This is a genomic window from Marisediminitalea alba (assembly GCF_002993365.1).
Lineage (GTDB): Bacteria > Pseudomonadota > Gammaproteobacteria > Enterobacterales > Alteromonadaceae > Alteromonas > Alteromonas alba.
Map to the genome: position 1 here is coordinate 92213 of NZ_PVNP01000047.1, position 16335 is coordinate 108547.

General features: G+C 50.1%; 12 protein-coding genes and 1 pseudogene. 8 read left to right on the top strand and 5 right to left on the bottom strand.

Annotated features, from left to right (window positions below):
* Nucleotides 1-120 precede the first annotated feature (120 nt).
* On the top strand, nt 121-2286 hold the full coding sequence (locus C6Y40_RS05725; protein ID WP_105933758.1) for a TonB-dependent siderophore receptor: 2166 nt from the start codon (nt 121-123) through the stop codon (nt 2284-2286).
* Between the two features lie 52 nt (nt 2287-2338).
* Here C6Y40_RS05725 and pckA read toward each other — a convergent pair whose 3' ends face one another.
* Both pckA and tkt read right to left on the bottom strand, forming a co-directional pair.
* Nucleotides 2339-3970 carry a phosphoenolpyruvate carboxykinase (ATP) gene (pckA, locus tag C6Y40_RS05730; protein WP_105933759.1) on the bottom strand — a complete coding sequence of 544 codons (1632 nt, stop codon included), beginning with the start codon at nt 3968-3970 and terminating at the stop codon, nt 2339-2341.
* A 751-nt stretch (nt 3971-4721) separates the two neighbouring features.
* Entirely contained in the window at nt 4722-6719 is a 1998-nt protein-coding gene (gene tkt / locus C6Y40_RS05740; RefSeq protein ID WP_105933760.1) for a transketolase, read from the bottom strand.
* A gap of 209 nt (nt 6720-6928) precedes the next feature.
* Between tkt and C6Y40_RS05745 the strand changes: the two genes are divergently transcribed.
* From C6Y40_RS05745 to C6Y40_RS05755, 3 genes are all read left to right on the top strand, one after another.
* On the top strand, nt 6929-7333 hold the full coding sequence (locus C6Y40_RS05745; protein WP_105933761.1) for a VOC family protein: 405 nt from the start codon (nt 6929-6931) through the stop codon (nt 7331-7333).
* Nucleotides 7334-7433: 100 nt separating this feature from the next.
* Nucleotides 7434-8372 carry an SPFH domain-containing protein gene (locus tag C6Y40_RS05750; protein ID WP_105933762.1) on the top strand — a complete coding sequence of 313 codons (939 nt, stop codon included), beginning with the start codon at nt 7434-7436 and terminating at the stop codon, nt 8370-8372.
* Between the two features lie 5 nt (nt 8373-8377).
* Nucleotides 8378-8839: an NfeD family protein gene (locus C6Y40_RS05755; RefSeq protein ID WP_105933763.1), complete on the top strand. Its 462-nt coding sequence runs from the start codon at nt 8378-8380 to the stop codon at nt 8837-8839.
* Between the two features lie 33 nt (nt 8840-8872).
* Here C6Y40_RS05755 and C6Y40_RS05760 read toward each other — a convergent pair whose 3' ends face one another.
* A complete protein-coding gene (locus tag C6Y40_RS05760) occupies nt 8873-10216 on the bottom strand; it encodes an MFS transporter (protein ID WP_105933764.1) in 1344 nt (447 codons plus the stop codon).
* 228 nt (nt 10217-10444) lie between these two features.
* Between C6Y40_RS05760 and uvrA the strand changes: the two genes are divergently transcribed.
* Genes uvrA through C6Y40_RS05775 form a run of 3 tightly spaced genes read left to right on the top strand, consistent with a single transcriptional unit; the run spans nt 10445 to nt 14383 of the window.
* Complete coding sequence (uvrA, locus tag C6Y40_RS05765; RefSeq protein ID WP_105933765.1) at nt 10445-13270, top strand: excinuclease ABC subunit UvrA; 2826 nt, start codon at nt 10445-10447, stop codon at nt 13268-13270.
* A gap of 7 nt (nt 13271-13277) precedes the next feature.
* Nucleotides 13278-13676 (top strand): acyl-CoA thioesterase, encoded by a 399-nt coding sequence (locus tag C6Y40_RS05770; protein WP_105933766.1) that lies wholly within the window; start codon nt 13278-13280, stop codon nt 13674-13676.
* Between the two features lie 2 nt (nt 13677-13678).
* Complete coding sequence (locus C6Y40_RS05775; protein ID WP_105933767.1) at nt 13679-14383, top strand: 2OG-Fe(II) oxygenase; 705 nt, start codon at nt 13679-13681, stop codon at nt 14381-14383.
* Here the strand turns inward: C6Y40_RS05775 and C6Y40_RS05780 are convergent.
* A complete protein-coding gene (locus C6Y40_RS05780) occupies nt 14380-14754 on the bottom strand; it encodes a hypothetical protein (protein WP_205664748.1) in 375 nt (124 codons plus the stop codon). The genes C6Y40_RS05775 and C6Y40_RS05780 overlap by 4 nt on opposite strands.
* Before the next feature lie 133 nt (nt 14755-14887).
* Nucleotides 14888-16132 carry a hybrid sensor histidine kinase/response regulator transcription factor gene (locus C6Y40_RS05785; protein ID WP_105933769.1) on the bottom strand — a complete coding sequence of 415 codons (1245 nt, stop codon included), beginning with the start codon at nt 16130-16132 and terminating at the stop codon, nt 14888-14890.
* Nucleotides 16133-16225: 93 nt separating this feature from the next.
* On the opposite strand from C6Y40_RS05785, the pseudogene C6Y40_RS25140 reads away from it, so the two are divergent.
* Nucleotides 16226-16335, top strand: a pseudogene (locus tag C6Y40_RS25140) (IS5 family transposase); the annotation flags it as partial.

Below are 16335 nucleotides of genomic sequence, written 5' to 3' on the forward strand. Positions count from 1 at the left end.
CAGCCAGGCCGCGTAACCATGAGCATCGTCCTCTGCCCGCTTTTCTCAACGAGATGGTTGCATAATGCCACTTCATGAATATAATAATGCGAACCATTATCATTTACATTGGGATTATTAATGAAATATAACGCGATCAGTCTTGCCCTGCTTACTTCTCTTGCACTGCCAGCCGGCGTTGCCAACGCAAACGCGGTGCCTGACGATGAGGATATTGAAAAGCTCACGGTTAGCGGCGAGCGCTTAAATAATTACCTGTATGAAAAAGCCGATAGCCTGTCGCGACTGGATTTAGATATTAAGGACCTACCTCAGTCGATCAGTGTAATTGGCGAGGAAATGATTGATGATTTCGCGTTAAATAACATCAATGCGGTACTCGATACCGTCACCGGACTCAACGTAGAGGAAGTCGAAACTGACCGTACTTACTTTACTGCCCGCGGCTTCGACGTGACCAACTTTCAGGTCGACGGTCTGGGATTACCGGTATTAAGCGGCAACGTGCATGGTGATATCGACACCGCCATTTATGATAGGGTTGAGGTGTTACGCGGCGCTAATGGCCTGATGACAGGCACCGGCAGCCCTTCTGCTACTATCAACTACGTGCGCAAAAAGCCCACCGAGAACACGCAAATCTCAGCCCGCGGCCAACTGGGTAGCTGGAATGCCAAGCGCCTCGACATTGATGCATCAGCACCATTAACAGACTCCGTTGGCGCCCGAGTGGTGGTGGTAAAAGAAAACAGAGAGTCCTATCTCGATCGCTACGAGTTAGATAAAACCGTGGCTTACGGCGTCATTAGTGCTGCTCTTACCGACACCACTCAGCTAACCGTAGGTGCCAGCCAGCAAACCAGCGATGCGAAGGGCAATATGTGGGGCGCGTTAACCCTGTATTACGCCGATGGTACGCCAACCAACTTCGACACCAGCACCAGCACTTCGGCCGACTGGTCGCAATGGGATGTCACCGACACCCGCTATTTCGTGTTCCTGGAACAACAACTGGCCGAAGGCTGGTCACTTAAAGCGGACTACACGCACATTGAGACCGACGAAGACACCCAGTTGTTTTACACTTACGTATCACGCGATGCAGATACCGGTGTTACGCTGTTGGATCCTGAAACTGGCCTTGGCCTGATTGGCTACGGCAGCGAGTACACCCTGGATGATGAGCACGACTACGCAGATATCTACCTGAACGGTAACTTCGATGCTTTTGGCCAGACACATCAGGTAATGATGGGAGCGAGTTATGCCAAAGTCGCTTACACCGATCAGTCTCTTTATGACTTCCATACCGGCAACGGCTTTCCGTTACTGCCAGCCATGGAAGACTGGACTGGTAACACGCCGCTGCCAGAATTTACCGATGGTGCTACCGGCAGTGATGTAGAGGAAGAGCAAACCGCCGTTTATTTTGGCGGAAACTTTGCGTTAACCGACAGCCTGTCGCTGTTAGCCGGCGGCCGTTTTAACCAGGTGGAAGTTACCGGGATCTCTTATGGCATCGACGAAACCCTCGATGAAAACGCGTTTGTTCCATACGGTGGTCTGGTTTATGCCATTAATGACGATATCAACACCTACTTCAGCTACACCGAGGTATTTACCCCGCAAACCGAACGGGATGCCAATTTTAACCGCCTCGATCCGATTACCGGTGAAGCGAAAGAGTTAGGGGTTAAAGCATCCCTGATGGACGGCAATGCACTGCTTACCGTGGCCTATTTCGATATTGATCAGGTTAATGTGGCTGTAGACGATGGCTTTGCAGCCAACCCGGTATCCGGTGTGGAAGAGCAGGTTTACCGTGAAGCGGACGGCATTAGCTCAAAAGGCTGGGAAGTCGACTTAGCCGGTGAAATTCTGCCCGGTCTGCAAACCAGTCTGGGTCTGACGTTTTTTGACCTCGATGGCGACCAGCTTGTTGCCGATTACACGCCTGAGAAACTGGTTAACGTAAATGCCACCTATCAGTTCCAGACATTACCGGCACTGAAAGTCGGTACCTCCATTCGCTGGCAGGAAGCCACCTCGCGCAATGTGGGCCAGGTACCTGCCGCTTATGCGAATGCCGGTCAGGACATCGTGATTGAACAGGATGCTTACGCATTGGTGAACATGATGGCCAGTTACACCGTTAACGATAGTATTACCATTATTGCTAACGTGAATAATGTCACCGACGAAAAGTATCTGAAGTCGCTGTATTGGGAACAAGGTTATTACGGTGCCCCCCGTAACTATATGTTGTCAGTAAACTGGCAGTATTAAAAAACAAAAAGGCCGCTTCAAAAATAGCGGCCTTTTTTCTTTCTGGCTGTTGTTATGCCTGTTCGGCAACCGGCTCAAGCTGAGGACCGGCACTGACCAGTGCCCTGCCTTTATCATTCACCGCAAATTGCTCAAAGTTATCAATAAATAACTCAGCAAGCTGAGTGGCTTTTTCATACCAGTCATCAGCATTGTCATAAGTATCACGCGGATCCAGAATATCCGGATCGACGCCTGGCAGCGACGACGGTACCTGCAGGTTGAAAATTGGCAGGGTATGGCACTCTGCCTCTTCAATAGAACCATCCAGAATGCGATCGATAATTGCGCGGGTATCCTTAATTGAAATTCGTTTACCCGTGCCGTTCCAACCGGTGTTCACCAGGTAAGCCTGGGCGCCAACCGCGTCCATCTTTGCGACCAACTCTTCACCGTACTTAGTAGGATGAAGGGTTAAGAAGGCTTTACCAAAACAGGCAGAGAAAGTCGGGGTTGGCTCGGTGATACCACGCTCAGTACCAGCCAGTTTAGCGGTAAAACCAGACAGGAAGTGGTATTGCGTTTGCGCATGGTCCAGTTTCGAAACGGGCGGTAATACACCAAACGCGTCAGCGGTTAAGAAAATCACTTTCTTGGCATGGCCGCCTTTGGAGACCGGCTTCACGATATTTTCGATATGCTGAATAGGGTAAGACACCCGGGTGTTTTCGGTTACCGAATTATCGTCATAATCTACTACGCCATTGTCATCAACAGTAACGTTTTCCAGCAATGCATCACGGCGGATAGCATGATAAATATCTGGCTCGCTTGCCGGGTCTAAGTTAATGGTTTTGGCGTAACAGCCACCTTCAAAATTAAACACGCCGTTTTCATCCCAGCCGTGCTCATCGTCACCGATCAGACGGCGATGAGGATCGGTAGACAGCGTAGTTTTACCGGTGCCAGACAGACCAAAGAAAATTGCCACATCACCATCCTCGCCCATATTGGCAGAGCAATGCATAGAAGCCATGTTGTTTAATGGCAGGTAGTAGTTCATCATCGCGAACATACCTTTTTTCATTTCTCCGCCGTACCAGGTGCCGCCAATGACCTGCATTTTTTCGGTCATGTTAAATACGGTGAACACTTCTGAGTTCATACCGTGCTCTTGCCATTTCGGGTTGCTGGTTTTAGAACCATTAAGCACAACAAAGTCCGGCTCGCCAAAATTGGCCAGCTCTTCTTCCGTGGGGCGAATAAACATGTTTTTCACGAAATGCGCCTGCCAGGCCACTTCCATCACAAACCGTACTTTTAAACGAGAGCTTTCATTGGCCCCACAAAAAGTATCAACCACAAACAAACGTTTACCGGATAACTGTTCTCCCACCAACGCCTTAAGGTCGGCCCAGACTTCGGGGCTTATGGGTTTGTTATCGTTACGGGCAGCATCGCTGTCCCACCACATGTGTTCTTTACTGACTTCGTCTTCAACAATGTATTTGTCTTTGGGGGAACGACCGGTAAAGACACCAGTGCTCACTGCCACGGCACCAGACTCGGTTACCACACCACGCTCATAACCGGTTAGATCATCACGGGTTTCCTCGGCAAACAATTGCTCGTAACTGGGGTTATATATAATTTCGGAGGCATCGTTGATGCCGTATTTCGCTAAGGTTTCGACAGAAATGGCCATTGCCTTTTCCTCCGTGAACGGTTGAAAATTAAGTTAGAAAACTTTTCTAAAGGCAACGCTGAACTTATTGTTTTTATTTTGGTTGCAGGGTCGTTTTTAGGTATAACAAAGTTAAGCCAGCGGTACAACTGTAGCGGCATTGACGGTAATTAACATTGATATGCATCAGTTGAATGTGATTAAAAAATAACCACCCATTTGTATGACTTATCTATTGGCCGTTATTCCGGAGTTTCCTCGCTCGTCTTCCTCGCATACGCATCCCCCGTCATCTCCGCAAACAAGTCCTATGTCATCCTCGCACATACCTCCTGCGTCACCCCCGTACACACTTCCTCCGTCATCCCCGCACATACCTCCTGCGTCACCCCCGCACATACCTCCTGCGTCACCCCCGCACATACCTCCTGCGTCACCCCCGCACATACCTCCTGCGTCACCCCCGCACATACCTCCTGCGTCACCCCCGCACATACCTCCTGCGTCACCCCCGCACATACCTCCTGCGTCACCCCCGCACACACCTCCTCAGTCATCCCCGCAGGCAACTCTTCCGTCATCCCCGCAAGCTTTTGAGCGGGGATCTCCTGAAAAGGTTATCTAAGCTGATTCAGAGCTACTGGGAGATCCCGGCTCGAAGGCCGGGATGACTGGATTTTTTTAAAATAGTAAGACTGTTTGGGAGGTCCCGATCTTCGCGAAGCGAAACCGGGATGCCAACAGGCTCAGGCCTGTTGGCAGCAGCGGATAGTTAGTTTAACAATGCAGTGGCTTTGGCTACCACGTTTTCTACTGTGAAACCGAAGTGCTCTAGCAGTACGCCACCCGGTGCAGATTCACCGAAGGTTTGCATACCTACTACATCGCCGTCGATACCCACATACTTGTACCAGAAGTCAGTATGAGCGGCTTCGATAGCCAGCTTTGGCACTCCTGCTGGCAGCAGAGACTGCTTGTAAGCAGCATCCTGCGCATCAAACTGCTCAGTACTTGGCATAGACACCACGCGTACGGCTACGCCGTTATCGGCCAGTTTAGCTGCTGCATCCACAGCTAAAGCGACTTCTGAACCGGTGCCAATCAGTACCAGTTGCGGGGTACCTGCGCAGTCTTTCAGCACGTAACCGCCTTTGGCGATATCGGCTAACTGACTCTCACTACGCGCCATGGTTCTGGTGCCCTGACGGGTAAATACCAGCGCACTTGGGCCTGCTTCCTTGACCAGCGCCTGACGCCAGGCTTCGGCCGCTTCCACTGCATCACATGGGCGCCATGTAGTCAGATTCGGAGTAAGACGCAGGTTAGCCAGCTGTTCGATAGGCTGGTGAGTCGGGCCGTCTTCACCCTGACCAATAGAGTCGTGGGTATAAACGAAAATCGACTTCGCTTTCATCAGTGAAGCCATGCGCACAGCATTACGAGCATATTCCATAAACATCAGGAAAGTAGCACCAAACGGCACAAAACCACCGTGCAGGGCAATACCGTTCATGATAGCGCTCATACCAAACTCACGCACCCCGTAAAACACATAGTTGCCGGCTGCATCGTCCTGAATCCCTTTTGCTTCAGGCCACAGGGTAAGGTTGGAACCTGCCAGGTCGGCACTGCCGCCAATAATTTCAGGTAGCTGACCAGCAAAGAAACCAATCGCGTTTTGCGAGGCTTTACGGGTAGCCATGTCTTTCATGTCAGCCTGGCACTGGTGAATATAAGTGTCGGCCTTTTCGTTCAGATCGGCAGGCATCTGCTGCTTGATCACACGACGCTCAAACTCGGCAGCCAGTTGTGGGTAAGCTACTGCATATTCAGCGAACTTAGCTTCCCATTGTTGCTCGGCGCTATTACCTTTCTCTTTGGCATCCCACTTTGCATAAATATCTTCTGGCACTTCAAATGGTCCGTGCGACCAGTTAAGTTGTTTACGCACTTCAGCGATTTCATCGTCGCCCAGCGGCGCGCCATGACAGTCGTGACTACCCGATTTATTGGGTGAGCCGAAACCGATAACGGTTTTACAGCAAATCAGGGTAGGCTTGTCAGTAACCGATTGCGCTTCTTTAATTGCTGCCTGTAAGGCCGCTTCATCGTGACCGTCCACGCCTTTAATCACGTGCCAGCCGTAAGATTCAAAACGCATTGGTGTGTTGTCGGTAAACCAGCCTTCTACATGACCATCGATGGAAATGCCGTTGTCATCCCAGAATGCAATCAGTTTGCCCAGCTTCAACGTACCGGCCAGTGAACAGGCTTCATGAGAAATGCCTTCCATCAGACAGCCGTCACCCAGGAAACAATAGGTGAAATGATCAACAATATCGAAATCATCGCGGTTAAACTGACCAGCCAGGGTTTTCTCGGCGATCGCCATACCTACGGCATTGGCAATACCAGCGCCCAACGGCCCGGTTGTGGTTTCAACACCCGCGGTATAACCGTACTCGGGGTGACCCGGGGTTTTTGAATGTAACTGACGGAACTGTTTAAGTTCTTCAATTGGCAGGTCGTAGCCACTCAGATGCAGCAAGGCATACTGAAGCATAGACGCATGGCCGTTAGACAAAACGAAGCGGTCACGGTTAGCCCAGTTAGGATTGGCCGGATTGTGCTGTAAAAATTGCTGCCACAATACGGTAGCAATGTCTGCCATCCCCATGGGTGCGCCAGGGTGACCCGACTTGGCTTTTTGAATTGCTTCCACTGCGAGCATACGAATAGCGTTAGCAGCGACTTGAGTTGATACTGACATGAGTGTAAAGACCCTTTGTTACTATTATATTATAAATAATAAATTGAACTGGTGGTCTAACACAACCTATAAGTTAAAAAAAAGAAGCCTCAATACACTAATCGTTAACAAATGCATGCTTATGAACACATTTTCAGGGCAAAGTCTGGTTATATTGCGGCAAATCTGTCACGTTATATCAGGCATGTAACGTTTCGGAGCACACTGCCATGACAGATCGCATACAAAGCCTGAATGCCGTCGGCATTCTGGTAGACGACTATGATGAAGCTATCACATATTTTACTGAGGTGCTCCATTTTACGCTCATCGCCAACGAAAAACATAAAAACGGCTTACGCTGGGTATTGCTTCATCCTCCCGGATTATCCTCCACCGGCATTATGCTCAACCTGGCTCGTTCGAAAATGGATAAGATTGCGGTGGGTAATCAGGCCGGCGATCAGGTGCTCTTCGTTTTGCAAACCAACGACTTCTGGCGCGACTACCAACATATGCAAAGCCAGGGCGTGGAATTCATAGAAGCGCCACGCGATGAAGACTACGGCACCGTAGCCATTTTTGAGGATTTGTACGGCAACAAATGGGACCTGCTGCAGGTAAAAGACGCCTGATCCAAAGCACGGTTGTTACGCCTTGATACAAATAGCCAGTATCCCCCATGCGCTGATTGGGTTAAGCTCCATAAGTCAAAATAGTTAGAGGCTGTAAATCATGGAAGTATTACTGGACTATATTCTCACTCCGCAACTGTTTATCCTGATATTTGTGGTGATTTTACTTAAATCATCCATCAAGTTTGTGCCGCAAAACCGGGCCTATTTAGTTGAACGTTTTGGTAAATACCAGTCAACCAAAGAGGCTGGCCTGAACTTTATTGTGCCCTTTATCGACCGTATTGCCGCCGACCGCTCACTGAAAGAACAGGCGGTTGACGTACCGGAACAAAGCGCTATCACCAAAGACAATATTTCACTGCATGTCGACGGTGTGCTGTATTTCCGGGTGCTTGATCCATACAAAGCCACCTACGGCGTCGACGATTACGTGTTTGCTGTTACCCAACTGGCGCAAACCACCATGCGTTCAGAGCTGGGCAAAATGGAACTCGATAAAACCTTTGAAGAGCGCGACCAGCTCAATACCAATATCGTAACTTCTATTAACGATGCCAGTGGCCCCTGGGGCATTCAGGTACTGCGTTACGAAATTAAAGACATCGTGCCGCCTAACTCGGTAATGGAAGCCATGGAAGCGCAGATGAAAGCCGAGCGAGTCAAGCGCGCGCAAATCCTCGAGTCAGAAGGTGATCGTCAGGCCGCAATTAACCGTGCTGAGGGTGCTAAACAATCAGTGGTACTGGCTGCAGAGGCCGATAAAGCCGAACAGGTACTCAAAGCCGAAGGTGAAGCCAAGGCGATTCTGGCGGTTGCCGAAGCCCAGGCTGAGGCTTTACGTAAGGTGGGTGAAGCGGCCGATACCGAAGAAGGTCAAAAAGCCATTCAGCTCGACCTGGCTACCAAAGCCATCGAAGCCAAACAGGCGATTGCCAAAGAGTCGTCGATTGTATTGCTACCCGACGGCAATACTGAAGCGGCCAGCCTGGTAACGCAGGCCATGGCTATCATTAATAAAATGAACAACAAAGACTAACGCCTATGGACTGGATATACGCAAATGTCACCACAGTGCTGGTAGTTACCGGTTTAGTATTGTTAATCATTGAGGTGGCGATACTGGGTTTTGCCACCTTTGTGCTGTTTTTTGTGGGTTTGGCAGCGCTTATCACCGCCGGCATTTTTTATACCGGCGTGCTTGAAGCCACCTACATCAACGCCTTTTTCTGTTGCGCTGTACTAACTGCTATTATTGCACTGGTACTGTATAAGCCGCTTAAGCAAATGCAGCAACAGGTAGAAAAGAAAACGGTAAAAGGTGATTTCAACGGCTTACGGTTTCGCCTGTCTGAGGCTATTGCACCCGAAGCGCCTGGTTCGCATAAATACTCGGGTATAAGTTGGTCAGTCCAATGTGATGAGCCAATCGCTGCCGGTACTGAGGTAGAAGTAACCAATGCCGAGGTGGGGATATTTCATGTCCGTCCGGCTGCCGCAAAATAGTCGCAGCAAGCTGGCCATCTTCGTGGCAGTGGTTTAACCCCACTGCCTGATGACAGCCCGGGCGTTGAGCTCGTCAAACTCAGTGTTAACCTTCAGATATAACTGATTCTGGCTGGCATCAAAAACATACTCCACTACGCCCTTTATGCCGTTTAGTTCGGCTAACTGACTAGCCTCAGGCTGTGTATTGTTAGGCACGGTAAGGGCCACGCGCTTGAGCTTTTCGCCGGCGCGAATACCCGCCACTATCACACACCAAACTAAGGCGATAACGGCACCGGTGTAATAGGCTGAAGTGGGGCCAGCCTGCGCTGTAACGGCACCGGAAAGAATGCCGCCCAGGAATGCACCAAAAAACTGAAAGCTGGCGTAAATGCCCATGGCCGTGCCCTTCTGACCAGCCGGTGCAATGGTCGACAGCAGCGCCGGAAAATTCGCTTCCAGATAGTTAAAACCGGTAAAAAATATCAGTAGGCCAGCGCCCAGTAACCACCAACTCTGCCCCGCCGAAGGCAACAATACAAAGGCACTGCCAAGCATAATTACCGCCGCCAGTAACATCGGACGCGGCGTACGGCCGCGACTGCTGCGCATCATCATAGCCAGCAACATTACCGAAACCAGTAACACCGGTAGGTAGATTGTCCAGTGATTATCCAGCGGCATACCCAGCTTCACCATGGTGGCGGGTATCTGCACAAATAACAGTGTGATCATCATGTGCAGCAGCATAACGCTCACATTCAGACGCCATAAATCACGAGAAGTAAACAGTTGCCATACCTGATCCATGCGCGGCAGGGTGTCGGCATTAAGCTGTTTGGGGCTGTCAGGCACCGCCCACTTCACCAAAGGTAAACAACACAAGGCCAGAATACCGGTGACCCAGAATACCCCGGCCAAACCCCAGCCTTCGGCAATTAACGGCCCGATCACTACCGCGATGTAAAATGAAAAACCAATAGCAATGCCAATAATGGCCATCACTTTGGCCCGCTGCTGCTCGCGGGTTACGTCGGTAGCCAATGCCATAATAGCACCGGCAATAGCGCCCGCGCCCTGCAGAATACGCCCGACAATAAGCCACATCATTGAATCGGCCATGGCGGCGATAATACTGCCCAGAGCGAACACCGAAAGCCCGAGCAAAATAACCGGTTTGCGCCCCCATTTATCCGACAACATGCCCATGGGAATTTGCAGCGCAGCCTGCGTTAATCCATACCCGCCAATAGCCACGCCCACCAGCATCACCGAGTAGTCTTTAAACTCAGTTGCAGCCACCGCCAAAACCGGCATGACCATAAATAACCCTAGCATTCTCAGTACGTAAACAACGGCAAGCGTTAATGCGGCACGGACTTCAATGGCGTTCAAGGTACTTTCTTCTCTGTTCTGGGGGTTAAAAAAGGCGCGAATTGTAGCATAATTTAAATGCCTGTCCCTAGAGCCTGTTGGTCTTTGTACGAAATTGAGCCAATACGGTGAATGGTATGCTTGCAACTGATCTTAAACATCCGATGCACCATATTCATACCACCACAGCCTATACCCGCGACATGGGTATATGGCATACTGTTTCTTTTGTATTCTGAACTGGTTCGAATGGATAAAATAGAAGTTCGCGGTGCACGTACGCACAATCTCAAAAACATCGATATCACCATTCCCCGCGACAAACTGGTAGTTATCACCGGTTTATCGGGTTCGGGTAAGTCTTCCCTGGCATTCGACACGCTCTACGCTGAAGGTCAGCGTCGTTACGTGGAATCCTTATCTGCCTACGCCCGCCAGTTTTTATCGATGATGGAAAAGCCCGATGTGGATCATATTGAAGGCCTGTCTCCGGCGATTTCGATCGAACAGAAATCCACCTCGCATAACCCCCGTTCAACTGTGGGGACCATTACCGAAATATACGATTACCTACGTTTAATGTTTGCCCGGGTGGGCACCCCACGTTGCCCGGATCACGATGTGCCACTGGATGCCCAGACCATCTCCCAGATGGTGGATAAGGTATTGGCGATGCCGGAAGGCACTAAGCTTATGCTGCTGGCGCCCATCGTTCAGGATCGTAAAGGCGAACACGTAAAAACTCTGCAGTCACTGGCTGCCCAGGGTTACATTCGCGCCCGGATTGATGGTGAAGTGTGTGATCTGTCGGATCCGCCGGAGCTCGATTTACATAAAAAACACACCATCGAAGTGGTCATCGACCGTTTTAAAGTGCGCGATGATTTGCAGTTACGTCTGGCTGAGTCGTTTGAAACCGCCTTACAACTGGCCAACGGCAACGCCAAAGTGGCTTATATGGATGACGCCAGCGAACCGGAAATTGTGTTCTCGGCCAATTTCGCCTGCCCTCACTGTGGCTACAGTATCAGTGAACTGGAACCTCGCATGTTCTCGTTCAACAACCCGGCGGGCGCCTGTGGTACCTGCGACGGTTTAGGGACTAAACAATTCTTCGACCCGTTCAAAGTGGTGGTTAATGATGAGTTAAGTCTGGCGGGGGGAGCCATTCGCGGATGGGACAAACGCAGCTATTACTATTTTCAGATGCTCCAGGCCGTTGCCGATCATTATGAATTCAGCCTCACTGCGCCATTTGGCGAGCTGAGCAAAGAGTTCCGTGACATTGTGCTGTACGGCTCAAAAGGCAAGTCGATAAATTTCCGCTACATCAACGACCGCGGCGATATTATGGAGCGTAAGCACCCCTTTGAAGGGATTATCCCTAACATGGAACGCCGTTATCGCGAAACTGAGTCAAATACGGTGCGCGAAGAGCTGTCTAAATTTTTGAGTCAACAGCCCTGTAACAGCTGCGGTGGAACGCGTTTACGCACCGAAGCCCGTCATGTATTTATCGGCCAGACTAACCTGCCGACCGTGGCCGATATGTCGATTGCCGGTGCGTTTGATTTTTTCGAAAACCTGGAACTCTCCGGCCAGCGGGCACAAATCGCCGATAAAATACTGAAAGAAATTCTCGACCGTTTGCGTTTTCTGGTCAATGTCGGACTTAATTATCTGAGTCTGTCACGCAGCGCAGAAACCTTATCGGGTGGCGAGGCGCAGCGTATTCGTTTGGCCAGCCAGATTGGGGCGGGCCTGGTTGGCGTGATGTACGTGTTAGATGAGCCGTCAATTGGCCTGCATCAGCGCGACAATGAGCGACTGCTGAAAACCCTTACGCACCTGCGCGATTTGGGCAATACCGTACTGGTAGTTGAACACGACGAGGACGCCATTCGTGATGCCGACTTTATCATTGATATTGGCCCTGGCGCCGGCGTCCATGGTGGTGAAATCATTGCCCAGGGCAGCCTTGAGGATATCGTCAGTAACGAACAGTCGCTTACCGGTAAATATTTATCCGGCAAAGAGAAAATTGAGATTCCGGCCGTGCGCAATCCAGCTAAGGACGGGCAGTGGCTGGAATTAGCTGGCGCTACCGGCAACAATCTTAAAGACGTCACGCTGCGGGTACCAACAGGCGTTATGACCTGCATAACCGGGGTATCCGGTTCGGGCAAGTCGACTCTGGTGAATGATACTTTCTATAAGATTGCCCAACGTGAGTTAAATAAAGCCACAACCAGTGAACCCGCGCCGTATAAGTCGATGAAAGGTCTGGATCTGCTCGATAAAGTGGTTGATATCGACCAGTCCCCTATTGGCCGCACGCCGCGTTCTAATCCGGCCACTTATGCCGGTATTTTTACACCTATCCGGGAAATTTTCTCGGGTACCCAGGAAGCGCGCTCACGGGGTTACAAGCCGGGCCGCTTTAGCTTTAACGTAAAAGGCGGACGTTGCGAAGCCTGTCAGGGCGACGGAGTAATCAAGGTAGAAATGCACTTTCTGCCAGACGTATACGTGCCCTGTGATGTGTGTAAAGGCAAGCGCTATAACCGCGAAACCCTGGAAATTAAGTTTAAAGACAAAAATATCCACGAAGTGCTGGAAATGACCATTGAGGATGCCCGGCATTTCTTCGACGCTATTCCGGCCATCGCCCGTAAACTGCAAACCCTAATGGACGTAGGGTTATCCTATGTGCGTCTGGGCCAATCGGCTACCACGCTATCCGGTGGTGAGGCACAGCGGGTAAAACTGGCCAAAGAACTGTCGAAACGGGATACTGGCCAAACCCTGTATATTCTGGATGAGCCGACAACCGGCCTGCACTTCCACGACATCAAACAGTTACTGGCAGTACTTCATCGTCTGCGGGATCACGGTAACACCGTGGTGGTGATTGAGCATAATCTTGATGTGATTAAAACCGCTGACTATATTGTTGACCTTGGCCCGGAGGGTGGCTCCGGAGGCGGACAAATTATTGCTGAGGGTACGCCGGAAGAGATTGCCAACAGCGATGTTTCCCATACCGGGCGATTCTTAAAACCCATGCTGAAATAGGTGACGCATGTTTGAAACGGATTTAACGGTTCGCTTTAGCGAAACCGATGGCGCAGGCCATGTAGGTAATACGGTTATGGTGGTCTGGTTTGAAGAAGCCCGTGCGCCGTTATTTAAAATGTTTATGCCAACCCTGGAAGTGGACGGCTGGCCTTTGATTTTAGCCAGTTACCAGGTCGATTTTCGCGCCCAACTTTATTATGGCAAACCGGTAACAATAAAAACCTGGGTAAAGCGCATTGGTAATAGTTCATTCGAAACCTACCAGGAGGCATGGCAAAATCAACAGTGCTGTGCATCCGGCTCCACCACAATGGTACATTTTGATTACGCGGCAGGCAAAGCGTCACCCATCCCTGCTGACATACGCGACAAATTAGCCAGCCACTTATATCAGGAAAAGTAATCATGACGGATTTTATTGAAGTGCTCGACGATGCGTTAGCGCCGGCGCTATGCCAGCAGATAATAGATGCCTTCAATAAGAGTAAGCAGTTACAAACTGGTCGTACTGGCGGAGGGGTGGATACCGATAAAAAGCGTTCACTGGATGTCTCGTTTAGTCAGGCCAGTGAGTTTGCCCCGATGAGAGCTCAGGTGATGCAAGCCGTTGGCAATGCCATCCACGATTACCTGAAAAAATACTATTTCGCGATTGTTGGTCCGCTGGGGCTTACCCTGCCCGATCCGCAAACCGGTCAACCGGTTAAGCTTACCGCCGATAACTTTGCTGACATTGGTATCCCAGCGCTGCCGGGATTAATGCGCCATCTGTTTCGTACCGGCGATATAAATGCCCAGCGGTATGAGCAAGGCAACGGGGGTTATCCCTACTGGCACTCTGAAGTATATCCTCAGGGCCCTCATTGTGAGCCCCTGCATCGTATTTTATTGTTTATGTTCTACCTCAATGACGTTGAGGAAGGCGGCAGTACTGATTTTTACTATCAAAATAAATCTATTCAACCCAGGGCTGGCCGTATGGTAATAGCGCCAGCTTATTTTACTCACACCCATCGTGGTCAGGTACCGGTTAGTGATCATAAATACATTTTAACGTCCTGGGTGTTGTTTAACCGTGCAGAACAGATCTATGGTCAGTCCTCAAATTAATCACTAAAGCAGTCCAGGCAAACTAACGAGCGCCCACCGGCCTTCTCAACGGCCTCTCGAATCAGACTTTGTACACTATTTGCCTCATCTATCCGGGTGGGCGGAAAGCGGGCGATTTCCCACTCTTTTACGTTCGGATCCACGAAATACAGCACCAGGGTGGGGAATTTATTTGGCTTACCGCGGCCTTCAATAGCCAATCGGGAAATGTCACCAACTGGCATCTTTTGTGCACCAAACTGGATAGTCTGCTCCTGTCGCCAGACCTTCACATTGGCTACCTTATAGTAGTCATCAACTAATTCCTGGGGTGGCACGGACCAGCGTTTAACCAGGGCAAAAAGGGCGAGAATGAAGAACACGACGACCACAACAACGTCCATCACAAACCTCAAAAGACTGACCAATAAAATACGCTATGGTTAGCCTATAACCAGACAGGTTGCCTGAGCTATCAAAGATCCGCCATTTAATGCCAGAAATGCGACAACTTAGCCATAACACCTAATGCCGCGGGTGTCGGTCGATAAACTCAGAGGGGGTAACATTAAACAGCGCTTTAAAGCACTGCGAAAAATAGGAATGGGATGAAAATCCGCATTGTTCCACAACCAGGGAAACCCTTTCGCCCTGTTCCAGTAACTGACGCGCCTTTTGCAGCCGGTAATTGCGAATATAGGCGTTGGGGGTCAGGTTAAAAACCGATTTGCATTTGCGCTGTAGCTGCCGCTCACTGATAAATAACTGATCGGCTAACTGAGACAGCCCAAAGTCAGCGTCAACCGCACACTCATTAAGTACCGCATTAAGTTTATTGTAAAACTGTTGATCTGAAGGGGAATCAAACACCGGCTCTTGTTGCTGACCGGTTAATGCCGTATTCGCCTTTTGCCCGATAAGCTGGCGAATTTGCAGAAGGTTAAACAGGGTTAATACCAGCTCCTCGTCGTCAAAGGGCTTGGTCAGAAACGCATCGACCAGCGCCTCCTTGCTACGTAAACGGGTATCGCGGTCGTGTTTGGCCGTTAGCATTAATACCGGAATGTGGCAGGTAAGTTCATTCCCACGAACAGCCTGGAGCACCTGATAACCGGTAATATCCGGCAGCATAAAATCGAGGATAACAATGTCGGGGATATGTTCGGTTATCCGTTCGATCGCCGCCTGACCGCTATCAACGGTGTTTACCGAAAAGTGACCACTAAGCTTATTCGCCAGGATCCAACTCATGTCCGGATCGTCCTCGACAATCACCAGTTCATTGGCGGCTTGTTGTTCGTTTTTATCAAGCTGCAACACTTTGTCGGCCGACATCAGTGCCAGCGCACTGTCGTAGGCTTTTGCAGACTGCCCAGGCTCGGTAATTAAGGTTTGCTGAGGACTAACCACCGGCAGTGTCACGGTAAACGCATTGCCATTCTCCCTAGCGGCAAAACACACAGACCCCTGATAATTTTCCAGCGTTTGTTTAACCAGCGCTAAACCCAGCCCGCTGCCAGCCACTCCGGTACGGTGTTCAGGTAAACGGTAAAATCGTTCAAACACGTCTGCCGATGCCGGAATAGGCACGCCCTGGCTGAACACAGTAACAATGCACTGATCCTGGCATGTTGTCTTAGCTGATAGGTCAATAGTGCTCTTCGCCTCGCCGTACTTCACCGCATTTGATAAAAGGTTTCCCAGGATCAATTCAAGCGCCGACACCGAGAGGCCCACCATCACCTCAGGGCAGTGCCATTCAATTTTCATCCCCCTAGAGGTTGTTGATCTTTGTATGAAAAGCAGCCGGCATAGCAACGAGGTATAATTGTTTCGCCAAAAATAATTAACCGTAATGTTGCTATGCCAAGAACGATGTTAACAGATGATGCGTGGGAAATCCTAAAAGTACTGCTAAAGGAGAGTGGCAGAGTCTATAACAAATATGAGCACCGAAATACCCTGGAGGGCAT